Genomic DNA, 21,899 nt, shown 5'->3' with positions numbered 1-21,899 from the left:
CATGCCGCAGCGCCCGGCGACAGCAATTGCGTCATCGGGCACCGCGGCATTGTGTACGCCAGACGTACGGACGTCAGGACGCGAGGACCTCGTCGAGCAGTGCCTCGGCCTTGTCCTCATTGGTGTTCTCGGCGAGCGCGAGCTCGCTCACCAGGATCTGCCGCGCCTTGGCGAGCATGCGCTTCTCACCTGCGGAGAGACCGCGCTCACGCTCGCGGCGCCACAGGTCGCGCACTACTTCGGCGACCTTGATGACATCACCCGATGCAAGCTTCTCGAGATTTGCCTTGTAGCGACGGGACCAGTTCGTGGGCTCCTCCGCGTACGGCGCGCGCAGCACCTCGAAGACCCGGTCCAGCCCGTCCTGACCGACCACATCACGCACGCCGACGAACTCCGCATTGTCCGCTGGCACACGCACCGTCAGGTCACCCTGGGCGACCTTCAGCACCAAGTAGGTCTTGTCCACGCCTTTGATCTGGCGAGTTTCGATGGCCTCGATCAGCGCGGCCCCGTGATGGGGATAGACCACGGTGTCGCCAACCTTGAACGTCATGTGACAGGTACCCCTTCCGTGGCTATCCAGGGTAACACGAGAACGGCGTCTTCTGAATGGCGTTTTCGCAGGTCAGGGCATATCTCGGGGCTTGACAACAACAACCGGAACGTGCTGCGGAGGGGTGGCGGAGGCGGGTATTCGCAGGTGGGAGCCGCTCTCCAGGCAAGGTGAAACGTGCACGTTACAAGCCCCGGGCGCCACGCTCAAGTGGTTGAACGTCCCGATTTGCCCGGTTCCAAGAGGTCCGGTTCCGGTACTCCGTTCGGTGTCCCAGGACACGTACGGAGCCACGAACGGAACGAATCGCCGGCCACACCCGGAGACGAATCCAGGGATGTGCGGATCGAAGTACTGACCGAAGTACTGACCGAAGTGCCACCCGAGTGCCATCGGAGTGGCGATCGAATCCGGAATTGATCAACGGCCGTGTGATCAATTCCAGGGCCGCCGTGCATTCCTTGCGGAAAATCCCGGAGCACGGCATCACCGGCTCTTGGCAGCAGGTTCTCCCGCCCTTCCCCGTGAGTTCTTATGCGCGAAAGGCGAACGGATGCTCGACATGCCGGGCGCCCCGCGGTCGGGACGGATGCCGTGAGGGTGACGGAAGGGGGCACGCCGACCCCCTGATCGCTCTAGGGGCGGGTCGGGTGCGGCGGCCCGGGAACGGCTCGGTAACCTAACCCCGCTGACAGACCCTTAGGGCGGCTTTGCGGCCGCCCGCCCCGTTCCGCACCCGTGTTCCGCCCACGTTCAAGGAGTTGCCGCCGCCGTGAGCCGCAGCCTTCGACGCGGCGCTCTCGCCGCCACCGCCATCGCGTTCTCGTGTCTCCCGCTCGCCGCGTGCGCGGCCGGCAACAACGCCGAGACGCTCGAGGTCAAGCCGAACGTCGCCGCGACCACCGTCGGTGAGATCAAGGTCCAGAACGCCACGATCATCACCCAGCCGGACCGCACCGCCAAGGGCCCGGCCGTGGTCAGCGCGACGCTGTTCAACAACGGCGGCCTCCCCCAGACGCTGGACTCGATCACGATCCCCGGCACCGGCCTGAAGGCCAAGCTGTCGCCCGCCAAGGGCTCCGGCAAGGTCGTCGTGCCCGCCCAGGGCTCGGTCGTCATCGGCGGCAAGGGCAACGCCGCCGCGGTCCTGCCGAACGGCAACGAGGCCATCCAGGAGGGCAACTCCCAGAACGTCACCTTCTCGTTCAGCCGGGCCGGCGACGTGAAGCTGCTCACGTGGGTCGTCCCCGCCGAGAACTACTTCAAGGAGTGGGGCCCGAGCGAGATCCCGGCCGCGCCGTCCGGCTCCCCCAGCGGCTCGCCGTCCGGTTCGGCCTCGGCCTCCGGCAGGCCGGGCGCCGGCAAGTCGTCGCAGCCCGCCTCCACGGGCAAGGCGACCCCGAGCGGCAAGGCGACGCCGAGCGCCTCGCAGGCCGCCGCCGGTCAGTGACCGCGGACATACGAAAAGGGCGGGAACCCCGGGGGTTCCCGCCCTTTCCCGTCCCTGTGGGGGCTCGGGTACGTGCGGACGCCGTACCGTAAGCCGATCACGGCTCGAACTTGTATCCGAGTCCGCGCACCGTCACCAGGAAGCGCGGCGCCCCCGGGTCCGGCTCGATCTTCGCGCGCAGCCGCTTGACGTGGACGTCCAGCGTCTTGGTGTCGCCCACGTAGTCGGCGCCCCAGACGCGGTCGATGAGCTGCATGCGGGTGAGCACACGGCCCGCGTTGCGGAGCAGCATCTCCAGCAGGTCGAACTCCTTCAGCGGCAGGTCCACCTTGGAGCCGCCGACCGTGACGACGTGCCGGTCGACGTCCATGCGGACCGGTCCCGCCTCCAGAGCGGCCGGGGTGACCTCCTCCGGCTCACCGCGGCGGCGCAGCACGGCGCGGATACGGGCGACCAGCTCGCGCGAGGAGAACGGCTTGGTGACGTAGTCGTCGGCTCCTATCTCCAGCCCGACGACCTTGTCGATCTCGCTGTCCTTGGCGGTCACCATGATCACCGGGACATTGGACCGGCTGCGCAGCTGCCGGCAGACCTCCGTGCCGGGCAGGCCCGGCAGCATCAGGTCGAGCAGGACGAGGTCCGCGCCGTTGCGCTCGAACTCGTCGAGACCGTCCGGGCCGGTGGTCGCGATGGCGACCTCGAAGCCCTCCTTGCGCAGCATGTACGACAGGGCGTCGGAGAAGGATTCCTCGTCCTCGACGACGAGCACTCGGGTCACGGAAGGACCTCCGGGGAGGGAAGCGGTTCGTACGGGGATGAGACGGTCGTCTCGTCGGTGGTTCCGTCCTCGTCGGCGAGGCCGGGCTCGTGGGGCGCGCGGTCACGGGCGACGCCCGCCTCCGGCAGCCGAAGGGTGAAGGTGGAGCCCTGGCCTTCGGAGCTCCAGACGGTGACCTCTCCACCGTGCGAGGCCGCCACGTGCTTGACGATGGCGAGGCCGAGGCCGGTGCCGCCGGTGGCGCGGGAGCGGGCCGGGTCGACGCGGTAGAAGCGCTCGAAGACGCGTTCCTTGTCCTTGTCGGAGATGCCGATGCCCTGGTCGGTGACGGCGACCTCGATGAGATCGCCGCCCGGCGCGGTGACCCGGCGGGCCGCTATGCCGACGCGGGTGCGGGCCGGGGAGTAGTTCACGGCGTTCTCGACGAGGTTGCCGAGGGCGGCGGCGAGCTGGCCGCGGTTGCCCCAGACGTGCAGGCCCGCGGTGCCGCCGGAGGCCATCGTGATCTGTTTGGTGCCGGCCTGGTGGCGGCAGCGGTCGATCGCCTCGGCCACCAGTTCGTCGACGCCGACGGGCTCGGCGTCCTCCAGCGGGTCGTCGTTCTGCACCCGGGAGAGGTCGATGAGCTCCTGCACCAGATTGGTCAGCCGGGTGGCCTCGATCTGCATGCGTCCGGCGAACCGCTCCACCGCCTCCGGGTCGTCGGAGGCGCCCATGACGGCTTCGGACAGCAGGGAGAGCGCGCCCACGGGCGTCTTCAGCTCATGGCTCACGTTCGCGACGAAGTCACGCCGCACCGCCTCGATACGACGGGCCTCGGTGAGGTCCTCGACCAGGAGCAGCACCAGACGGGAGCCCAGCGGGGCGACCCGTGCGGAGACGGCCAGCGCCTCGCCGCGGCCGGTCCCGCGCCGTGGCAGGTCCAGCTCGACCTGACGTATCTCCCCGTCACGGCGGGTGTCACGTGCCATCTGGAGCATCGGCTCCACCGCCAGCTTTCCGCCACGGACCAGCCCGAGGGCGTACGCGGCCGAGCTGGCCTTGACCACGGCGTCGGCCTCGTCGAGGACCACTGCGGAGGAGCGGAGCACCGACAGCACGGTGTCGACGCCGGGCGGGAGCACGGGATCGGTGTGCAGGGAAGTGCGGGTGGGGCGTTTCTGGTCGCGTTCGCTCCAGCGGAACGCCAGCATGGCGATGACGCCGGTGCACACCCCGGCGATCGCTGCCGCTGCGGCGACCGCCGCGTTCACGTCCATGCATCCAGGTTATGCGGGGTGAAAGGTCCGCTCACAGCCATCCGTGCGCCACCTCGAACACTCGTCGCTCAGAGTTCACCTTGGGGACCGGGCGGGTTCACTTCATCCGATCGGCCCCTGCGGGGAATCGAGGGATGCGTCGCCCAGAGTTCACCACGGGGACAGGGTGGGTTCACTTGGGGTGACAAAAACGGATGCGTTCGAGCCGGAACGTGGGAGCGTGGGGGCCTCCGGGCCTCCAGGAACCCCCGGAGCGGAGCGAGAGCTCGGTACTGCCGGAGCAGAGCGAGAGAGGGACGACCCACATGCGGGACGCGTACCACGAGGAACTGGACTCGATCGGCGAGGGCCTGGTCGAGATGGCCCGCCTGGTCGGCTCGGCGATCGGGCGCGCCACGACGGCCATGCTCGACGCCGATCTGAAGCTGGCGGAGAGCGTGATCGCCGCCGACCAGAAGGTCGACGATCTTCAGCACGACCTGGAGGCCCGGGCGATAGCCCTGCTGGCCCGCCAGCAACCGGTGGCGACCGACCTGCGGATCGTCGTCACCTCGCTCCGTATGAGCGCCGATCTGGAGCGCTCCGGCGACCTCGCGCAGCATGTCGCGAAGCTGGCCCGTCTGCGCTTCCCCGACAGTGCGGTGCCGCGCGACCTGCACGCCACGATCCTGGAGATGGGTCAGCTGGCCCAGCGTCTGATGGCGAAGGCCGCCGAGGTCATCATCACCAAGGACGTCGACCTGGCGTTGCAGCTGGAGCAGGACGACGACGAGATGGACCTGCTGCACCGCACGCTCTTCCAGCACCTGATGGACGACCGCTGGAAGCACGGCATCGAGACGGCCGTCGACGTCACCCTGCTGGGCCGCTACTACGAGCGCTTCGCCGACCACGCCGTGTCGGTCGCCAAGCGCGTCGTCTACCTGGTGACCGGTGAGCACGCGGACGACATCCAGCCGCCGACGGTGGTCGACGGAGCGTGAGCTGCGCGCGAGGGCGCCCGGACTCGCCGGGCGCCCTCGCGTGACAACGGTCAGCCGCAGCAGCCTCCGCACTGGCACGGCGCCCCGGACTGGCACCCGCACCCACAGCCGGAGCCGCACCCGCAGGCTCCGAGCAGAACGAGCACCGGCAGCCCCGGCGCCCCGGCAGACTGGTCGGACGTGGGTTCGATGGTGGGGGATTCGGCCATGGGGTTCCCTCCCTGAAGGACCTTGAGGACCTCGGAGGCACGAGAAGACCGCCTCCTTGTCCATTTCATGCCCACTCCGGCGGGCGCATCAACGGCGCACACGCGCACCCGGTCCCGTCCCGCACCACGGGAGAGCTCCCTGGGCCGCTTAAGGGCCGCCTCGCAGCACCAGCACGACGGCGGCTCCCACGCCGCCCAGCACCAGGGCGACGGCCGCCGGCATCCATCCGCCGTCCCGCCAGGGGAACGGCCGGTCGAGGGCAAGACGCCCCGGCCCGATGGCGGCGACGGCCAGCGCGACGACGCAGATGGTCAGGGGCAGCTCGATGCCGCCCTTCTCGGCCCACAGGCCCTTGTCGGAGCCCACCGCCATCGCGTCGATCATGACCCCGACCAGGGCCGCCGACGCGAGCGGTGTGAACAGGCCCAGGGCCAGGCCGAGCCCTCCGAGGAACTCGGAGACCGAGGCGAGGCCGCCGTAGAGCACGCCCGGGTGCCAGCCCAGGTCGCCGAAGCCCTTGCCCGTCGCGTCCAGACCGGGCCCCCCGAACAGTCCGAACAGCTTCTGGGCACCATGGCCCGCCATGATCAGCCCCACGGTCAGCCGCAGCAGGAGCAGCCCGGCATCGGCGGCACGCAAGGGAAGGGGCGCGGGCCGCGCGGCGTGCGCGGCGGAATGCTGAGAACTCTCGGTACGCGGTGTACGCATATTCATAGGGAAATCGCCTCCCGCACCGACGCCCGGTCCGGACACCGGGCCGGGTGCCCGGGCCGCCGTGCGGTGGGGGTGGGGGTGAGGGTCGGGGAGAACAGGTCGCGCAGAGCGCGGACCAACAGTTGTGGAGGCCGACGGTGCGCGGCACGCGCACACGGGATCGCCGGGGATCGGGGACGGCCTCGTGGGAGAGCGCCGGCTCACGGCTCTCACACACCGATCCTGCGCTTCTCCTCGGAGGACGTCCAGGAGGCCCGGGCCGGGGGCCCTTCCCTCAGGGAACGTCCGCGCCGCAGCCCCGTACCGCGAGCGGGACCTCCGGGTGCGCGACCAAGGCGACCGGCCGCTGGGCGAGCCAGCCCGACCTGCGGTGCGGGGGCGCCTCCGTGCGGACGTGCCGGAAACCCAGGTCCGCGTAGTACCGCTGCAATCCGTGGTTGGTGCGCCATACGTCGACGCGCACCCAGTCGCGGCCCTCGACGGCCGCCACACGGGCGGCCCAGTCGACGATCCGCGCGCCCAGGCGCCGGCCCGCCGCACGCCGGGCGACGATCAGTTTGCAGAGGTAGAAGCCGGATTCGGGCCGGTCGCCGTCGCCCCAGAAGTCACGGTCGGCGGGGCCTCGGCTGACCGTGGCGCTGATCGTCCCGTCGGCGTCGCCGACCACCCAGGTGCGTCCTTCGTCGACGGCCTGCCGCCACCGTTCGACGGCCCGCCGCGCCAGACCGGTGTCCGACCACTGGTCGACCCCGGCAGCGGCGAGCCACTCCTCCGCCTCGGCCCGGAGCGCCATCAACGCCCCGACGTCCCCCGCACCCGCCGGCCGAAGAACCTCATGTCCTGTCCACTCCATCGCCCCCTCACCCTAGGAAGCGCCCCGGCCGCAAGATCAACGCCACGCCGGGACCGACCCGGGCGCCCGGGCTCTCGCCGCCGGGAGCGAAAGCCGCCGTCATGTCGCGTCCCAGAGACGGCGGTAGAAGTCGGTGCGCTCCGGATCGGGAGCGATTCCGTAGGCGTCGAGGAGGGCGCCCTCCCAACCGGGGCCGTAGTTCCACTCGGTGCTCCAGGTGGCGACGGCCAGATCGGCCCAGCGGTCGGCGACACCGAGCGCGCCCATGTCCACGTGCCCGGACCAGGTGCCGTCCTCGTGGAGCAGGGTGTTCGGTGCACAGGGGTCGCCGTGGCACACGACGAGACGGTCGGTCGCGGGGGCCGCGGGCAGATCCGCGGGGACGCGGATGCCGGCGAGCCGGGCGCGTTCCAGACGGTCCTCGACGGACCAGCCGAACGGGCAGTCGGCCACGGGCAACCGCTCGTGCAGGGCCCGCAGTCCCTCCCCCAGCGCACGTACGGCCGTCCCCGGATCCGCCGTCCACCTGGGCGCGACGGCACTCTCGCCGGGAAGCCCCTCGGTGACGAGCCAGGCACCGTCCCCGTCCGCTCCGTGTTCCCGCACCCGGGGCACGGGCGTGAAGCGACCGGCCCACTCCAGGCGTTCCGCCTCGGCGACCGGATCCAGCCCCGACGTCACCGGAGCCCACTTGGCGAACAGCCGCCCGTCCCCGTCGCCGATCCGAAAGGTCAGACCGCCCAACTCGTTCTGCCACACAGGCGACAGCGGCTGGTCCCCGGCGAGCCGGGCGATCCGCGGGGGGACGTCGACGACGCCGGAAGGCGGTCCGGAAATCTCCATGAGCGCATGCTCTCTCGCCCCGGTCCCCGAAGACGACCGGTTTCCTCCCGCAACCGCCGCCCCTCTGCCCCCTCTTCGGGAGCACCCCGACCAGCCTCGCGGTCACCCGACCGCCCGGAGACGGCCCGAGGCATCATGGCCCGGGAACCGGATCTTGCGGGAGGGGGCGCGGGTGGACGTGCTCGAGCTGATGGAATGGCTCGCCGAGCAGGGGGTGACCACCGTGTTCAAGGCGGACGGCGAGCGCACGCTGGAACGCAGGAAGGCCTGGACGGTCATCGTCAGCGGCGGTCCGCTCGGCGAGGACTCCTTCTTCCGTACGGACCTCGCCTCCGCGGACGCTTGCCTCGACTCGTTGCTCGCACATCTGGAGAACAAGGGTCTGTCACCCTTCACATGAGCCGCGGACCCCGCACACCATGGCGTGCGTCGTCGCCGAAGATGCTCACCGACCCGGGCGCCCAACGCAAAAACCCGTGGGACAGATATCCAAAGCGCCGACGGGTCGGCCTGATTCGTGAAAACTCTGCCCAGTTTCGCTTCCCGGCTCACATGCACCGCGTGAACGATTAAGGGTTGCCGCGCCCAAATCTTCGGGCGAGTAGATTCACAGATCACATCACCGGAACTGTTACGATGACTTCACGCATCACACTTCACCACACGCCGGCGTCACACTTCATCGCGTCGGATTCGCAAACGGCGCCACCGCACCATCCGGAACCTGAGCTCGTCCTCCGCATCAGGAGGCCCTGGACACCGGGCGCCAGGCATTGGGCGCCCTTCCAGGTGATGTGACGACGGGGCGCCTCGCCCCTCGAACCGCCCTGCCAAGCGGGCCGGACCCGCTATGCGCGACAGCGCCTATCACCACGCCCATCAGGCTTCCGGCTGCCATATCAGGCCGCCCGGATAAATCTCGACCAGAGCCCTCGAAAGCGCGCAAGGCCGCTCTCCTGAAAGAGAGCGACCCATTTACGCATCCGCGCGCGAGCAGCGCCTAACCACTCTTTATCAACACAGAGGGAGGCTGCCATGGCGTCACGCCCACGGCTGAGGATCGAGGTTCAAATGCCCGAGCTGCGGGACATTCTGGCCGGCAGTAGTGCAGGCATGATGAGTGACTGGACCGGCGTTCCCAGGGTCGTGGCCCTGTCGATCGCGGTCCTGATGGCCTGCCGGTTCACGGTTCGCGGCGTGCGAGGCCCCACCTCGCAGTTCGACGGCCCGGAGACGGCCCGAGGACCGGGAAAAGGCCCCTACCGACGGAAGAACCGCCGGTAGGGGCCTCGATCGTGCGGCGTTACTTCTTCTTGCCCTGGTTCTTCACGGCCTCGATGGCGGCCGCCGCGGCCTCCGGGTCGAGGTAGGTGCCGCCGGGGACGACGGGCTTGAAGTCGGCGTCGAGCTCGTAGGCGAGCGGGATGCCGGTGGGGATGTTCAGGCCCGCGATGTCGGCGTCGGAGATGCCGTCCAGGTGCTTGACCAGGGCGCGCAGGCTGTTCCCGTGGGCGGCGACCAGGACGGTCCTGCCGTCGAGGAGGTCCGGGACGATGCCGTCGTACCAGTAGGGGAGCATCCGGTGGACGACGTCCTTGAGGCACTCGGTCCTGGGGCGCAGCTCCGGCGGGATCGAGGCGTAGCGCGGGTCGTGCGCCTGGGAGAACTCCGAGTCGTCCGGGAGCGGCGGCGGCGGGGTGTCGTAGGAGCGGCGCCACAGCATGAACTGCTCCTCGCCGAACTCGGCGAGGGTCTGCGCCTTGTCCTTGCCCTGCAGGGCGCCGTAGTGGCGCTCGTTCAGGCGCCAGCTGCGGTGGACCGGGATCCAGTGACGGTCGGCGGCCTCGAGGGCGAGCTGCGCGGTGCGGATCGCGCGCTTCTGCAGCGAGGTGTGCACGACGTCGGGGAGCAGGCCGGCATCCTTCAGCAGCTCACCGCCGCGGACTGCCTCCTTCTCGCCCTTCTCGTTGAGGTTGACGTCCACCCAGCCGGTGAACAGGTTCTTCGCGTTCCATTCGCTCTCGCCGTGGCGGAGGAGGATCAGCTTGTACGGTGCGTCGGCCATGCCTCTGAGCGTAATCGAACCGGCAGAGCGCGGGTGCGCCCGGCCGAGGGGCGGACAGACCACGCATCCGGCGGGCGGCCACCGGCGGGTGCCGGCCGCCCACCATTGACGGTTTCCGTTAATCCAGTGGCCCCGCGGGCTCCCCGACTCGTAAGTTGTGATCACCGCCTGAGCCGCTTACACCATCATCGCGCGCACGCCGCCGACCCGTGGGGGGATATCGATGTCACCAGCCAGCCTGAGACGAGCCGCACGGGAGAGCGTCTCGGGGCTCCCCCGCGCGTTCTGGTGGCTGTGGACGAGCACGCTCGTCAACCGGCTCGGCGCCTTCGTCGCCACCTTCATGGCGCTGTACCTGACGCTGGGCCGTGGCTACTCGGCGTCGTACGCGGGTCTCGTCGCGGCGCTCCACGGCCTGGGCGGGGTGGTCTCCTCGCTCGGCGCGGGCGTGATGACCGACCGGCTCGGGCGCCGGCCCACCCTCCTGATCGCACAGTCGTCGACGGCCGTGTCCGTGGCGCTGCTCGGTTTCATGCGGGACCCGGTCGCGATCGCCGCCGTCGCCTTCCTGGTCGGCATGGCGAGCAACGCGTCCCGGCCCGCCGTGCAGGCGATGATGGCGGACATCGTCCGCCCCGAGGACCGGGTGCGCGCCTTCTCCCTGAACTACTGGGCGATCAACCTGGGCTTCGCGGTCTCCTCGATGGCCGCGGGCTTCATCGCCGAGGTCAGCTACCTCGCCGGCTTCCTGATCGAGGCGGGCATGACGCTGGTCTGCGCGCTCGTCGTGTTCGCGAAGCTGCCGGAGTCGCGGCCGGTCCGCGCGGACTCCGTGGGCGGGGCCGAACCCGAGGCGGGCCTCGGCACGGTGCTGCGCGACGGCCGCTTCATGGGCGTCGTCGGCCTGTCCTTCCTCGTCGCGCTGATCTTCCAGCAGGGCTCGGTCGGACTCCCGGTCGCGATGGGAACGGCGGGCTTCACCCCGGCCGACTACGGAACGGCCATCGCCGTCAACGGCGTTCTGATCGTCGCCCTCCAGATCCCCGTGACGCGCTTCATCGAGCACCGCGACCCGGGCCGCCTGCTCGTCCTGTCCGCGCTCGTCGCGGGATACGGCTTCGGGCTCACCGCGTTCGCCGGCTCGGTCGGCGTCTTCGCCCTGACGGTATGCGTGTGGACCCTCGCCGAGATCGTCAACGCACCCACCCAGACCGGCCTCGTCGTCCGCCTCTCGCCGACCCACGGCCGCGGCCGCTACCAGGGCATGTACACCCTGTCCTGGTCCGTCGCCGCCCTGGTGGCACCGCTCATGTCGGGCTACACGATCGACCACTTCGGCGCGTCGTGGCTGTGGGCGGGCTGCGCGGTGGTGGGGACGGTCGCGGCGGTGGGCTACTGGGCGCTGATGCGCCGGCTCCCGCCCGAGGAAACCGTGCCCGCGGCCGCCCCGGCCCAGACCGCCAGGACCGAGGTCAGCAGCGCGTGATGGCCCGGGCCGGCCGGAGCACGGCGTCGTACGGCACCGTGCTCCGGCCGGCCGTCAGCTGGTGGGCCGCTGGGTCAGGTGGGTGAAGGCTTCGAGGTTGCGCGTCGACTCGCCGCGGGCGACGCGCCACTCGTACTCCCGGCGGATCGCGCCCGCGAAACCCAGCTCCAGAAGCGTGTTGAAGGACCCGTCCGCGGCCTCCAGGACCGAGCCCAGCAGGCGGTCCACCTCGTCCGGTGTGACCGCGGCGAGCGGCAGCTTGCCGACGAGGTAGATGTCGCCGAGCGGATCGACCGCGTAACTCACGGCGTACAGCTTGAGGTTGCGCTCCAGCAGCCAGCGGTGCACGCCCGCCTCGTTCTCGTCGGGGTGCCGGATCACGAAGGCGTTGAGCGAGAGCGAGTGCCGGCCGACGATCAGCGACACGGTCGTGGAGAGCTTGCGGGTGCCGGGGAGCTTCACGACGTACGAGCCGTGCTCCGGGCTCTCCCACTCCAGTTCGGCGTCCTTGAGGACGGACTCGATGACCTGGTGCGCCTGTTGCGCGGCAGCTGCGTCAGCCATGGTGCGAGCGTACGCGACGGCGGTGGTCGTGCATCGCTCCGGTGTACACGTCCGCCGTGGCGGCGGCCGCCGTGTCCCAGCCGAAGGACTCGGCGTGGCGGGCCGCGGCCGTACCCATCCGCGTGCTGAGGGCGGGGTCGTCGGCGAAGTCGCGCAGCACCCGCGCGTAGGCGGCAGGTTCGTGCCCGGCGACCAGGAAACCGGTCCGCCCGTCCCGTACGGCGACGGGGAGGCCGCCGACCGCGGCGGCGAGCACCGGCGTGCCGGCCGCCTGTGCCTCTATGGCGACGAGTCCGAAGGACTCGCTGTACGACGGCATCACGAGGACGGAGGCCGCTCGGAACCAGTCCGCGAGCTGGTCCTGGCCGACCGGGGGCCGGAAGCGCACGACGTCGGCTATGCCGAGGCGCGCGGCCAGCTTCTGCAGCCCCTCGGGCTTGGCGAGACCGCTGCCGCTGGGGCCGCCGACGACGGGGACGACGAGCCGGCCGCGCAGCTCCGGGCGCTCGTCGAGCAGGACGGCGACCGCCTTCAGCAGGACGTCGGGCGCCTTCAGGGGCTGGATGCGGCCGGCGAACAGGGGGATCAGCGCGTCCTGCGGCAGCCCGAGGCGGGCGCGGGCGGCGGCCCTGCCGTCGGCGGGGCGGAAGCGGTCCAGGTTGACGCCCGGGTGGACGACGGCGACCTTCCCGGGGGCGGCGTCGTAGTGGCGTACGAGTTCGTCGGCCTCTTCCGCGGTGTTCGCGACGAGACGGTCGGCGGCGCGCACGATCTGGGTCTCGCCGATGACGCGGGCGGCGGGCTCGGGGGTGTCGCCCTCGGCCAGCGCGGCGTTCTTGACCTTGGCCATGGTGTGCATGGCGTGGACCAGCGGGACGCGCCAGCGCTCGGCGGCGAGCCAGCCGACGTGGCCGCTCAGCCAGTAGTGCGAGTGCACCAGGTCGTAGTACCCGGGGCGGTGCCCGGCCCAGGCCTGCATCACGCCGTGCGTGAAGGCGCACAGCTGCGCCGGCAGCTCCTCCTTGGCGAGGCCTTCGTACGGGCCCGCGTCCACATGGCGTACGAGGACGCCGGGTGCCAGTTCGACGACGGGCGGCAGGGCGCCGGTGGTGGCGCGCGTGAAGATCTCCACCTCGACGTTGATCGCGGCGAGCCGCCTGGCCAGCTCCACGATGTAGACGTTCATACCGCCCGCGTCGCCGGTGCCCGGCTGATGCAGGGGAGAGGTGTGCACGCTGAGCATCGCGACGCGGCGGGGCTTGCGGTGGGTGCCGGGCAGCCGGAGCCGGGTGTGTGCCGTGCTCCGTGCCGCCGCCGTGGAGCGTCGCCCGAGCCTGCCTGCGTACTGGCTCACGTGGCGGTCCTCCTTGGTGTCGTCCTCCGGAGGGCGCGGCCCACCCTCCAAGGCGAAAACACCGGAGAGCGCTCCTCCATTTCCCCTTTGCCCAATCATTACCTTCGTCGGGGCGACCCGCGCCCACCGCTTACCCTCGATGCATGGCCCCGCGCACGTCCCGCCCCGTGGGCAACGTGACACGCGGGACCACGAACCCGAACCGGCTGCGCCGTATGGACCGGTGGATCACCGCCGCCCACGGCGCGGAGCTCCGCCGCACCTCCCAGGCCATCGCCGTCGACCTCGGCTACGGCGCCGCGCCGTGGACCGCCGTGGAGCTCCTCTCCCGGCTCCGCACGGCGGCTCCCCGCGCACACGTGGTGGGCGTCGAGATCGACCCCGCGCGGGTGGCCGCGGCGCTTCCGTACGAGCGCGACGGGCTCACCTTCCGGCACGGCGGCTTCGAGGTGCCGCTCCCCCACCGGCCGCTGCTGATCCGGGCCGCGAACGTGCTCCGTCAGTACGACGAGGGCGAGGTGGCCGCCGTCTGGGAGCGGCTGTGCGCCCGGCTCGCCCCCGCGGACCCGGCGACCGGTTCCCGCGGCGGGCTCCTGGTCGAGGGGACCTGCGACGAGATCGGGCGCCGCCACGTCTGGGTGGCGCTCGGCCCGGAAGGGCCCCGCACGGTGACGTTCGCGGCCCGCCTCGGCTCCCTGGACCGCCCCTCCGACCTCGCCGAACGGCTGCCGAAGGCCCTGATCCACCGGAATGTGCCGGGCGAGCCGGTGCATGCGTTCCTGCGCGACTTCGACCGGGCCTGGGCTGCCGCGGCGCCCTACGCGGCGTACGGGGCGCGGCAACGCTGGATCCGCACGGTGCGGGACCTGACGACGGACTGGCCGGTCGTCGACGGGCCGGTGCGCTGGCGGCAGGGCGAAGTGACCGTGCGGTGGGGGGCGTTGGCGCCGCGCGGCTGACCCGCCTGCGCCCGAGAGCACCTCCCGCCCCTGCCCCGCGGGGACCCTTCCGACGTGGTGGCGACCGGCCCTTGGCACCCGACGGCCGCGGCCGGCTCCCGGGAGGGAACGATCTCGGCCCTTCGTACGTCGGATGGAGGCAGGAGGGGGTTCGGAGTTGTTGTCTGCCTCTGTCGCATGGAGCGCGGACATGGCACCATCCCGAAGGCATCGTAAGTTACTGACGGTAAATCAGTTTTTGCCGTCGGCTCGGGAATTCGTCTTGGGGGCGGGAGTGATCCGGAAACGAGGCGCGACGACGGCGTCCGCTGCGCTGATCTGCGCACTGGCCGCGGCGACGGTGCTCACGGCGACGGGACCGGCCCAGGCGAGCCCGCCGAAGCCGAAGAAGCCGGACAAACCAGTCTCCAAGAACCTGGCGGACGTCCGCGACCAGCTCGACCGGCTCTACCACGAGGCGGCGGTCGCCACGGACGCGTACAACTCCGCCGAGGAGAAGAGCGACAAGCAGTCCGCCGAGATCGTGAAACTGGCCCGCGAGATCGTCAAGGGCCAGAAGAAGCTGGACGGTTTGAAGGCCCGGGCCGGCGCCGCCGCCCGGGCCCAGTACCGCACCGGCGGCGGCGTACCGCCCGAGGCGCAGCTGGTACTGAGCGACGACCCGAGGCAGTTCCTCGACGGAGCGGACCGCGTGCGCCAGGGCCAGCACGCGACCAAGGGCCTGATCTCCGATCTGACCCGCACCCAGCACGACCTCCGGCAGTACGCCAAGGACGCCTCGGAACAGTGGAAGCTGCTCGACGCCAACCGCAAGGCGAAGGCGAAGGCCCGCAAACAGATCAAGGAGCGGATCGCCGAGGCCGAGAAGCTCGAGTCGGAGCTGGAGGCGAAGCAGCGCGCACAGCTCGCGAAGCTCGAGCAGAAGGCGGAGTACGACCGGCAGACGACCTGGCTGCGCTCCGGCATCCTCAAGGACATCAAGGGCAAGGCGAGCGTCCGGGGCCGCAAGGCCGTGGAGTACGCGACGGCGCAGATCGGCAAGCCGTACCAGTGGGGAGCGGAGGGACCCGGGTCGTACGACTGCTCGGGGCTCACCTCACAGGCCTGGCTCTCCGCCGGACACGGCATTCCGCGCACCTCGCAGGAGCAGTGGAGGCAGCTGCCGCACGTCGACATCAAGGACATGCGCCCCGGCGACCTGATCATCTACTTCGACGACGCCAGCCATGTCGGGATGTACATCGGCGACGGCGCGATCGTGCACGCACCGCGCCCCGGGCGGAATGTGACGATCACGGGCGCGGGATCCATGCCGATCCTCGGGGTGGTGCGGCCCGACAAGTGACGGCGCTCACCCGGCCGTCCGGTGCGCCCACCTCATGTACAGGTCGGGCGCGCCCGCCGCACACACGACTCCGGCGCGGGCGGGCCGGTGCGTGACCGCCCTCACGTGACCTCCGGCACGTTCCCGTGACCGCCCCGCGCCGATCGCGTGATGTACGTCATCCCGACATCTCGGGCGACCTGCCCAATTCCGCCAGGGGATGCGGCATATGACGGTGGCTGTTTGCCGCTCGGCATTCCATTGCCCGGCCGGCTGACGCTATGGTCCTTCGCGTCTGGTGGGGCGTCGTAGGTCGCTCCCCCATGCCCTCGGGGGGAGGGAAGGAACGAAGAGGATGCCCGCACCCATACCGCGGCAGAGAGCCATCCCGGCCGTGGAAAGTGGTCAGGCTCAGCCCCAGTCCGATCTCAAGCCCACGTCCACATCCGGCACCGCGTCCCCGTCCACACCGGGGACCGCGTCCGTGTCCGGCCATGTCCCGGCACAGGACGCTCCGGCGACCCCTGCGCGCACCGGACGGCCCGCGCAGGGCAGCACCAACCTCACCCTGCTGGTGATCGAGAACGACCCGGCGGGGTCCCTCAGCGTGCCCGAGCTGCTCGACGCGGCCGGCAAGCCGATCCGTATACGCACCGCCCGCAACCTCACCGAGGCCGAGCGGCTGCTCACGGACGACGTCAACTGCATCCTGCTGGACCTCGCGCTGCCCGCTCCGGGCCGCGGGTCCGAGCAGGACGGCCCGGACGAGCTCGCCACGCTCAAGCACGTGCTGGAGCTCGCGCCCCGGCACGCCGTGCTCGCGCTCACCGCGACCGGCGACACCGAGATGGGCGCGGAGGCGGTCCGCGTGGGCGCCCAGGACTATCTGTTCCGGGACGAACTGGACGGCCGGCTGCTGAGCCGCACCATCCGGTACGCCGTGGAGCGCAAACGCGCCGACATGGCGCAGCACAAGCTCGCCGAGTCCCGGCTGCGCGCGCAGGAGAACGCGCGGCTGGAGCGGGGACTGCTGCCCACACCGCTGCTGGACGGCTCCCCGCTGCACTTCGCCGCGCACTACCGCCCGGGCCGGTCCCGGGCGCTGCTCGGCGGCGACTTCTACGACGTCGTCCGGACCCCGGACGGCACGGTGCACGCCATGATCGGCGACGTCTGCGGCCACGGCCCGGACGAGGCCGCGCTCGGCGTGGAGCTGCGGATCGCGTGGCGCGCGCTCACCCTCGCCGGGCTGTGCGGCGACGAGCTGCTCTCCACGCTCCAGGAGGTGCTGGAGCACGAGCGGCCGAACGACGAGATCTTCGCGACGCTGTGCACGATCGACATCTCGCCGGACGGCCGCCGGGCCGGGCTGAGCCTGGCCGGCCACCCGACGCCGCTCATCGCGCGCGCCGGTCGCCCGGCGTCGCTGCTGCCGTACGAGAACAGCGGTCCGGCACTCGGCCTGCTGCCGCGCGCCCGCTGGCCGCGCCGGCAGGTGGAGCTGGGCGGCGCCTGGAGCCTGATGCTCTACACCGACGGCCTGATCGAGGGCCGCATCGGCGAGGGCAGACAGCGGCTCGGTCAGGAGGGCATGGTGGAGCTGGTGCGCCGCCAGATGGCCACCGGCCTGACCGGCCAGGAGCTGCTGGAGGCAACGGTCAACGAGGTCCGCGACCTCAACGGCGGCGATCTCACGGACGACGTGGCGGTCCTGCTGCTGGACCGCACCCCGCCGGCCTGAGGCCGGTACGCCGGGTGCCCGCACGCCGGGGCCCGGCGCCCCGAGAGGGCGCGGGCGCCCAGGGGGTACTCAGCGGCCGCCGTTCCACGGGCCGTACGGTCCGTCGCTGCTGCTGCCGCGCCGGCGTCCGCCGCCGGAGACCTGGCGCAGCGCGGGCCGCACGTCGACGAAGAAGACGATCGTCGCGATCAGCCCCGCGATCTGCAGGAACAGCATCGGCACGACCAGGTTCACGGCGACCGCGATCCCGAGAATGATCAGCCAGAACACCTTGTTCTGCTTGTCGGCGGCGCGGTACGCGTCCTCCCGGGCGACCGCGGCCATCACCAGGGCCACGACCGCCATGACCAGCATGGCGGTGTAGAGCAGCCACATGAAGCCGCCGAATGCCGTCATCAGCACCTTGCCCACCACCTGAGTCCTGAGTCGAAGCCGGCCCGGTCCGATCGAGTCGACACGCGGCCACGGTACCGCCGTACCGGGTCCCCGCTACCCACTGAACGTGCCGGGCACTCCTGGAGTGCCCGGCACGTCGCGTGGCGGCGGTTCACTTGGCGGGCGGCGTGGCCTTCTTCGCCGTGTTCTTCTTGGGCGCGGCCTTGCGCGGGGCGGGGGTCTTGCGGGCCGAGGCGTCGGCGGCGGCCGCGGGGGCCTGCTCCTCCTTGACCTCGACCGGCTCCGGCTTCGGGTTCGGCTCGACGGCGTCGGCGATCTCGACGATCTCGTCGGCGGCCTCGCCGCGCCAGTTCCGCACGGCCTGCTCGCCGTGCTCGGCGACCTTCTCGTACGTCTCGCGCGCCTTGACCGCGTACTCGGCGGCGACGCCGACCCCGCGCAGCGCGAGGTCCTGGGCGGACTCGCCGAGCTTCTTCAGGTCGGTGTCGATCGTGCCGAAGAACTCGGTCACCCTGGTCTGGATGACCTCCTGGACCTCCTTGGCACGGGCGGTGGCCTTGTCCTGGACGGCCTTGGGGTCCGTGTTGCGGACGGCGTCGATACGGGCCGGGGCCTCGGCGCGCAGCTGCTCGACGATCGCCGGCACCTTCTTCGCCTGCTGGTAGGCCAGGTCGGCGGTGCCGGCGGCGAAGTAGAAGGGGGTGGGGTCGGTGAACGTCTTGCGCAGGTCGTCGGTGATGGCCATGGCTGTGGTCCTCCCGGATCCGTCAGCTTGAGGGTGTGTGGTCGGCATCGGCACCGGCCGCGTCTTCGGCGGCGCCCTGGGCGACATCCGTGGTTTCCCGGTCTCGGGAGGCGACCACGACCCCGTTCTCCTTGCGGAAGGAGTCGTAGATCTGGAGCAGCACCTGCTTCTGCCGCTCGTTGAGCGAGGGGTCGGCGAGGACGGCGGCGCGCGTCGCACCTTCGCTCTGCCACTCCTCCTGCCCGCGCTCGGCGTCGAGGATCCCGGCCCGCACGTACAGCGTCTCGGCGGAGATGCGCAGCGCCTTGGCGACCTGCTGGAGCACCTCCGCGCTCGGCTTGCGCAGCCCGCGCTCGATCTGGCTCAGATACGGATTGGACACCCCGGCGGCCTCGGCGAGCTGCCGCAGCGACAGCTGCGCACTGCGCCTCTGCTCGCGCAGGTACTCACCGAGATTGCCGACGTTGAGCGATGCCATGCCCCGATGGTGCCGCATCGGCGCTAACTTTTGCAAGCACCCGCTTGCAAAAGTACGCCACGTGTCGCGCCGCACCCGGCGCACCGTCTCCTTCTACCCGGAGTCCCGCGGGTCATCCGGCCCGTTCCGTCACGTCACCCGCCTGCCGCGCCGGGGGCGGCGTACCGGGTCAGGCCGGTGCCCAGCTGGGCGAAGCCCCGTTCCGCCGCGGCGACCGCGGCGGGGTGGACCGCGTCGGCGGTCTCTCCCCCGGAGATGCGGCGCCAGTTGTCGAGGGCGAGGAGCCGCTGGACGGCGATGATCTGGCCGGCGGCGAGGCGGGCGTCGAGTTGTGCGTCGAGGCTGTCGTCACCCTCCGACAGGGCCTCCGTGAGGGCGTTCTCCGAGCGCTCCACATAGCCGGACAGCCGGGCCACCACCGACGCGGTGCCGTAGATCAGCCGGTGGAAGGCGAGGACCTCGGGGGCGTCGTTGAGGCCGGTCACGGGATCGCGCCGCTCCAGGCCGTCGAGGAAGTTCAGCCGCAGCGCCTCCAGGGGCGTCCGGCCGGCCGGACGCCCGCGCACCACCCGCGCGGCCTCGTCCTCGTGGTCGGCGAACCGGTGCAGGACGAGGTCCTCCTTCGTCGGGAAGTACCGGAAGAGCGTCGGCTTGGAGATCTCGGCCGCGGCCGCGATCTCGGCGACCGACACCTTCTCGAACCCCTTCTCCAGGAACAGCGTGATCGCGATGTCCGAGACGGCCTGGTACGTCCGCAGCTTCTTGCGCTCGCGCAGTCCCAGGCCCGCCTCGCGCCCCGGCTGCCGGTCCGTTCCGTGCGCTCCCGTCCCGCTCATGCCGTGAGCGTACGTGCCGGGCGGCCTCACCCGCCCGCCCCCGTGCCCGCCGGGCGGGGGCGCGCCGCCCCCGTACGGCCCCGGCCGCCCTTGCCGGGGAACGCCCGGGCCAGATACGGGTTGGTCGTCGAGCCCACGGAGAGCCCGAGCAGGGCCGTGGCCGCCCGCAGCGTCATCGCGTACGAGTCGACGGCCCGCTGCACGTTCGGCGCGTCGAGGCCCGCACCGGTCACCAGGCGGTCCAGGTCGACGTAGGCCGAGCGGACGATCTCGATCCAGCGGTAGACCCGCCAGTCGTCGGCCCAGCCGGTCGTGTGGCGCTCGGGCAGCCGGCCGCTCCACCGCTCGAACATCCGGCGCCGGATCTCCGGGCGGGTCGGGGTGAGGTGCAGATGGCGCACGAGGTCGTAGAGCGGATCGCCGATCATCGCCATCTCCCAGTCGATGACGGTGATGGTCCCGTCACGGCGCACCAGGTTCCAGGGGTTGAGGTCGCCGTGGAGCAGGGCCGGCGCGCGCGGCGCGACCCGGTACTGGTCGAGGATCTCGCGGAGCCGGTACCCGTCGGGGAGCCCGAGTTCGCGGGCGAGTTGCTGGGTGGTCCTGGGCAGGTCGTGCACGAGCCGGGCGAGTTCGGCGCTCAGCCAGCGGAAGAAGTCGACGCCTTCGGCAGCCGGGTCCAGACCGGCGTGGTCGACCCGCGTGAGCGCGCAGAGCTGGTCGACGACGTCGTCCGCCTCGTGCGGCAGCAGCCCGTTCACCGGGTGGCTCGGCGGGCGGCAGGTGCCGGCCGGCCCCTCGTAGGAGTGGACGGCGAAGGGGTCCTGCCGGTCGCCGAGCAGATCGCTGACGCCCAGCGCCAGCACCCGGGGTGCCCGCACCGGCGCCCCGGACCGCTCAATGGCCCCGAGGACCGCGTGTTCGCTGAGGAACCTGCGCTCCGGCTGGGCGACGGAGCTCGCCCTGCGGCGTACGACCACGACGGGGAAGTCGGCGTTGTCGACACGGACGACGGTGTTCAGATGGGCCGTGCCCTTGAACACGTGCTCCGCGGGGGCGGCGCCCTCCGCGGCGAGCGCGTCCTGGACGCACCGCTGCGGAAAGTCGCCGCGCGCGGGGACGCGCGGATCGGGCCGGTGCCGGATCCAGGACGCGGCCGGGCGCGGACCGGCGCCCTCGCGCCGGCCGCCGCACGCCGCCCACCGGAACAGGAGGCGTTCGATCTCCTCCACGTCCGGCACGCGGGCCAGGCGCAGCGGCTCCGCCGCGTCCGCGAGCGCCCGGTGGACCGTGGCGGTCGCCTCGTCGAGGGCCTTCTGGTCGAAGGACGCGCCGAGCGACCGGGCCGCCCGCACCACGGCGGGATATGCGGACCGGGCGCGTTCGAAGGCGACGTAGTGCGGCAGGTCCCGCTCCAGTCCCTCCACCGCCCGGGGCCGGACCGCGGTCGTCGCGGCCGCCCAGGCCGTGGTGACCTCCCGCCACTGCGCGTCGGGGTACCGCATGCGCACCAGATGGGCCGCGAGGTCGTGCAACGGGTCACCGAAGCTCGCGAACTCCCAGTCGACGGCGACCAGCGGGACGTCACCGTGGCGGGGGACGATCACGTTGTCCCGGTGCAGGTCCGTGTGCAGCAGCCCGTAGGGGCGCCGGGTCAGGGCCGGGGCACGCTCGGCGTACCGGAGCACGGCGTCGTCCGGGATGCCGAGCGAGGTGAACAGCCCGCCGAACTCCGGCCAGTTGGCCTGCCGGATCCGGCGCTCCGTCAACTGCGCGAGGGTGCGCAGAAACGCACGGCTGTCGCCGGCCTCGGGCCGTGGCCAGCCCTGCGGCAAGGGCGGCAGGGCGTCCCTGCGGACGCGGCCCAGCCCGGCGAGCAGCCCGGTCAGGGCCCCGATCAGGGGCGGGTCGACGGGGTGTCCGTCCGGGCAGACGCCGGACAGGGGTACACCGTCCACATGGCTGTGGATGGCGGTGTCGCCGCGGCCCGCGATGTAGTGGGGGACGTGCGGCAGCACGCTTCCGACGGCGGCGAGCACTCCGGCCTCGTCGGCCCACGTCCTGATCGCCACGGGCGGCGCATCCGGTAACCGCAGGCGCACCGCCACCGGTTCGTCGGCGGCGCCGCCCGCCAGGCGGGCCATGGAGCGGGTGAACGGCCGCACCGCATACGTACGGTGGTGGTGCCCCCGGACCGGGGCACCGAAGTAGACGGCGGTCCTCACGAACCGTTCGTACGCCGAATCCCCGGAGGGACGCGCGGGTCGGGGCACAGGGCGTCCGCCCACGGGCCACTCCTGCATAC

At 71.6% G+C, this 21,899-nt stretch carries 21 protein-coding genes; 7 read left to right on the top strand and 14 right to left on the bottom strand.

The genetic code is table 11. The features are described from left to right. Positions 1 to 73: 73 nt before the first annotated feature. Positions 74 to 556 carry a CarD family transcriptional regulator gene (locus tag ACWCP6_RS06310; RefSeq protein WP_003953493.1) on the bottom strand — a complete coding sequence of 161 codons (483 nt, stop codon included), beginning with the start codon at positions 554 to 556 and terminating at the stop codon, positions 74 to 76. Between the two features lie 772 nt (positions 557 to 1,328). On the opposite strand from ACWCP6_RS06310, the gene ACWCP6_RS06305 reads away from it, so the two are divergent. Further along, the gene (locus tag ACWCP6_RS06305; protein ID WP_450931197.1) at positions 1,329 to 2,006 is read left to right on the top strand and encodes a DUF461 domain-containing protein; all 678 of its coding nucleotides are present in this window, start codon (positions 1,329 to 1,331) and stop codon (positions 2,004 to 2,006) included. Between the two features lie 97 nt (positions 2,007 to 2,103). Here ACWCP6_RS06305 and ACWCP6_RS06300 read toward each other — a convergent pair whose 3' ends face one another. Further along, on the bottom strand, positions 2,104 to 2,784 hold the full coding sequence (locus tag ACWCP6_RS06300) for a response regulator (protein WP_450931196.1): 681 nt from the start codon (positions 2,782 to 2,784) through the stop codon (positions 2,104 to 2,106). Next, positions 2,781 to 4,043, bottom strand: a complete 1,263-nt coding sequence (locus ACWCP6_RS06295; protein WP_450931195.1) for a sensor histidine kinase — start codon at positions 4,041 to 4,043, stop codon at positions 2,781 to 2,783. The genes ACWCP6_RS06300 and ACWCP6_RS06295 overlap by 4 nt, the downstream gene beginning before the upstream one ends. Before the next feature lie 305 nt (positions 4,044 to 4,348). Between ACWCP6_RS06295 and phoU the strand changes: the two genes are divergently transcribed. Further along, positions 4,349 to 5,026 (top strand): phosphate signaling complex protein PhoU, encoded by a 678-nt coding sequence (gene phoU / locus ACWCP6_RS06290; RefSeq protein ID WP_450931194.1) that lies wholly within the window; start codon positions 4,349 to 4,351, stop codon positions 5,024 to 5,026. 357 nt (positions 5,027 to 5,383) lie between these two features. Here the strand turns inward: phoU and ACWCP6_RS06285 are convergent, their stop codons facing one another. From ACWCP6_RS06285 to ACWCP6_RS06275, 3 genes are all read right to left on the bottom strand, one after another. After that, positions 5,384 to 5,944: a DoxX family protein gene (locus tag ACWCP6_RS06285; RefSeq protein ID WP_450931193.1), complete on the bottom strand. Its 561-nt coding sequence runs from the start codon at positions 5,942 to 5,944 to the stop codon at positions 5,384 to 5,386. A 280-nt stretch (positions 5,945 to 6,224) separates the two neighbouring features. Continuing rightward, positions 6,225 to 6,803: a GNAT family N-acetyltransferase gene (locus ACWCP6_RS06280; RefSeq protein ID WP_450931192.1), complete on the bottom strand. Its 579-nt coding sequence runs from the start codon at positions 6,801 to 6,803 to the stop codon at positions 6,225 to 6,227. Positions 6,804 to 6,902: 99 nt separating this feature from the next. Then, a complete protein-coding gene (locus tag ACWCP6_RS06275; protein WP_450931191.1) occupies positions 6,903 to 7,646 on the bottom strand; it encodes a phosphotransferase in 744 nt (247 codons plus the stop codon). Positions 7,647 to 7,818: 172 nt separating this feature from the next. On the opposite strand from ACWCP6_RS06275, the gene ACWCP6_RS06270 reads away from it, so the two are divergent. Further along, on the top strand, positions 7,819 to 8,046 hold the full coding sequence (locus tag ACWCP6_RS06270; RefSeq protein ID WP_450931190.1) for a hypothetical protein: 228 nt from the start codon (positions 7,819 to 7,821) through the stop codon (positions 8,044 to 8,046). Positions 8,047 to 8,949: 903 nt separating this feature from the next. Here the strand turns inward: ACWCP6_RS06270 and ACWCP6_RS06265 are convergent. Continuing rightward, a complete protein-coding gene (locus ACWCP6_RS06265) occupies positions 8,950 to 9,711 on the bottom strand; it encodes a phosphoglyceromutase (protein ID WP_450931189.1) in 762 nt (253 codons plus the stop codon). Between the two features lie 223 nt (positions 9,712 to 9,934). Between ACWCP6_RS06265 and ACWCP6_RS06260 the strand changes: the two genes are divergently transcribed. Then, on the top strand, positions 9,935 to 11,197 hold the full coding sequence (locus tag ACWCP6_RS06260) for an MDR family MFS transporter (protein WP_450931188.1): 1,263 nt from the start codon (positions 9,935 to 9,937) through the stop codon (positions 11,195 to 11,197). 54 nt (positions 11,198 to 11,251) lie between these two features. Here ACWCP6_RS06260 and ACWCP6_RS06255 read toward each other — a convergent pair whose 3' ends face one another. Together ACWCP6_RS06255 and mshA are read right to left on the bottom strand one after the other, a co-directional pair. Next, on the bottom strand, positions 11,252 to 11,761 hold the full coding sequence (locus tag ACWCP6_RS06255) for a YbjN domain-containing protein (protein ID WP_450931187.1): 510 nt from the start codon (positions 11,759 to 11,761) through the stop codon (positions 11,252 to 11,254). Further along, positions 11,754 to 13,115, bottom strand: a complete 1,362-nt coding sequence (mshA, locus tag ACWCP6_RS06250) for a D-inositol-3-phosphate glycosyltransferase (RefSeq protein ID WP_450931186.1) — start codon at positions 13,113 to 13,115, stop codon at positions 11,754 to 11,756. Before mshA ends, ACWCP6_RS06255 begins: the two co-directional genes overlap by 8 nt. Before the next feature lie 143 nt (positions 13,116 to 13,258). On the opposite strand from mshA, the gene ACWCP6_RS06245 reads away from it, so the two are divergent. From ACWCP6_RS06245 to ACWCP6_RS06235, 3 genes are all read left to right on the top strand, one after another. Then, positions 13,259 to 14,074 (top strand): class I SAM-dependent methyltransferase, encoded by an 816-nt coding sequence (locus ACWCP6_RS06245; protein ID WP_450931185.1) that lies wholly within the window; start codon positions 13,259 to 13,261, stop codon positions 14,072 to 14,074. A 262-nt stretch (positions 14,075 to 14,336) separates the two neighbouring features. Further along, positions 14,337 to 15,419, top strand: coding sequence for an NlpC/P60 family protein (locus ACWCP6_RS06240; RefSeq protein ID WP_450931184.1), 1,083 nt, complete (start codon positions 14,337 to 14,339; stop codon positions 15,417 to 15,419). 334 nt (positions 15,420 to 15,753) lie between these two features. Further along, positions 15,754 to 17,139, top strand: coding sequence for a PP2C family protein-serine/threonine phosphatase (locus ACWCP6_RS06235; RefSeq protein ID WP_450931183.1), 1,386 nt, complete (start codon positions 15,754 to 15,756; stop codon positions 17,137 to 17,139). Between the two features lie 69 nt (positions 17,140 to 17,208). Here ACWCP6_RS06235 and ACWCP6_RS06230 read toward each other — a convergent pair whose 3' ends face one another. The 5 genes from ACWCP6_RS06230 to ACWCP6_RS06210 all read right to left on the bottom strand — a co-directional run bounded on the left by ACWCP6_RS06230 (position 17,209) and on the right by ACWCP6_RS06210 (position 21,897). Beyond that, on the bottom strand, positions 17,209 to 17,535 hold the full coding sequence (locus tag ACWCP6_RS06230) for a DUF2516 family protein (protein ID WP_450931573.1): 327 nt from the start codon (positions 17,533 to 17,535) through the stop codon (positions 17,209 to 17,211). Positions 17,536 to 17,686: 151 nt separating this feature from the next. Continuing rightward, the gene (locus tag ACWCP6_RS06225) at positions 17,687 to 18,280 is read right to left on the bottom strand and encodes a hypothetical protein (protein WP_450931182.1); all 594 of its coding nucleotides are present in this window, start codon (positions 18,278 to 18,280) and stop codon (positions 17,687 to 17,689) included. A 22-nt stretch (positions 18,281 to 18,302) separates the two neighbouring features. After that, the gene (locus ACWCP6_RS06220) at positions 18,303 to 18,758 is read right to left on the bottom strand and encodes a helix-turn-helix domain-containing protein (RefSeq protein ID WP_450931181.1); all 456 of its coding nucleotides are present in this window, start codon (positions 18,756 to 18,758) and stop codon (positions 18,303 to 18,305) included. 134 nt (positions 18,759 to 18,892) lie between these two features. Further along, on the bottom strand, positions 18,893 to 19,594 hold the full coding sequence (locus tag ACWCP6_RS06215; RefSeq protein ID WP_450931180.1) for a TetR/AcrR family transcriptional regulator: 702 nt from the start codon (positions 19,592 to 19,594) through the stop codon (positions 18,893 to 18,895). 26 nt (positions 19,595 to 19,620) lie between these two features. Next, on the bottom strand, positions 19,621 to 21,897 hold the full coding sequence (locus tag ACWCP6_RS06210; protein WP_450931179.1) for a phosphotransferase: 2,277 nt from the start codon (positions 21,895 to 21,897) through the stop codon (positions 19,621 to 19,623). Positions 21,898 to 21,899 lie beyond the last annotated feature (2 nt).

It is taken from the genome of Streptomyces sp. NPDC002004 (assembly GCF_053593975.1).
Note: the sequence above shows the minus strand (reverse complement) of the source record. Positions and strands in the feature narration are given on the sequence as shown.

Coding starts and splice junctions, on each gene's coding strand:
- ACWCP6_RS06310 (WP_003953493.1), bottom strand. CDS start 556: ATGACGTTCAAGGTTGGCGACACCGTGGTCTATCCCCATCACGGGGCC.
- ACWCP6_RS06295 (WP_450931195.1), bottom strand. CDS start 4,043: ATGGACGTGAACGCGGCGGTCGCCGCAGCGGCAGCGATCGCCGGGGTG.
- phoU (WP_450931194.1), top strand. CDS start 4,349: ATGCGGGACGCGTACCACGAGGAACTGGACTCGATCGGCGAGGGCCTG.
- ACWCP6_RS06285 (WP_450931193.1), bottom strand. CDS start 5,944: ATGCGTACACCGCGTACCGAGAGTTCTCAGCATTCCGCCGCGCACGCC.
- ACWCP6_RS06280 (WP_450931192.1), bottom strand. CDS start 6,803: ATGGAGTGGACAGGACATGAGGTTCTTCGGCCGGCGGGTGCGGGGGAC.
- ACWCP6_RS06275 (WP_450931191.1), bottom strand. CDS start 7,646: ATGGAGATTTCCGGACCGCCTTCCGGCGTCGTCGACGTCCCCCCGCGG.
- ACWCP6_RS06265 (WP_450931189.1), bottom strand. CDS start 9,711: ATGGCCGACGCACCGTACAAGCTGATCCTCCTCCGCCACGGCGAGAGC.
- ACWCP6_RS06260 (WP_450931188.1), top strand. CDS start 9,935: ATGTCACCAGCCAGCCTGAGACGAGCCGCACGGGAGAGCGTCTCGGGG.
- ACWCP6_RS06255 (WP_450931187.1), bottom strand. CDS start 11,761: ATGGCTGACGCAGCTGCCGCGCAACAGGCGCACCAGGTCATCGAGTCC.
- ACWCP6_RS06245 (WP_450931185.1), top strand. CDS start 13,259: ATGGCCCCGCGCACGTCCCGCCCCGTGGGCAACGTGACACGCGGGACC.
- ACWCP6_RS06235 (WP_450931183.1), top strand. CDS start 15,754: ATGCCCGCACCCATACCGCGGCAGAGAGCCATCCCGGCCGTGGAAAGT.
- ACWCP6_RS06230 (WP_450931573.1), bottom strand. CDS start 17,535: ATGACGGCATTCGGCGGCTTCATGTGGCTGCTCTACACCGCCATGCTG.
- ACWCP6_RS06225 (WP_450931182.1), bottom strand. CDS start 18,280: ATGGCCATCACCGACGACCTGCGCAAGACGTTCACCGACCCCACCCCC.
- ACWCP6_RS06220 (WP_450931181.1), bottom strand. CDS start 18,758: ATGGCATCGCTCAACGTCGGCAATCTCGGTGAGTACCTGCGCGAGCAG.
- ACWCP6_RS06215 (WP_450931180.1), bottom strand. CDS start 19,594: ATGAGCGGGACGGGAGCGCACGGAACGGACCGGCAGCCGGGGCGCGAG.
- ACWCP6_RS06210 (WP_450931179.1), bottom strand. CDS start 21,897: ATGCAGGAGTGGCCCGTGGGCGGACGCCCTGTGCCCCGACCCGCGCGT.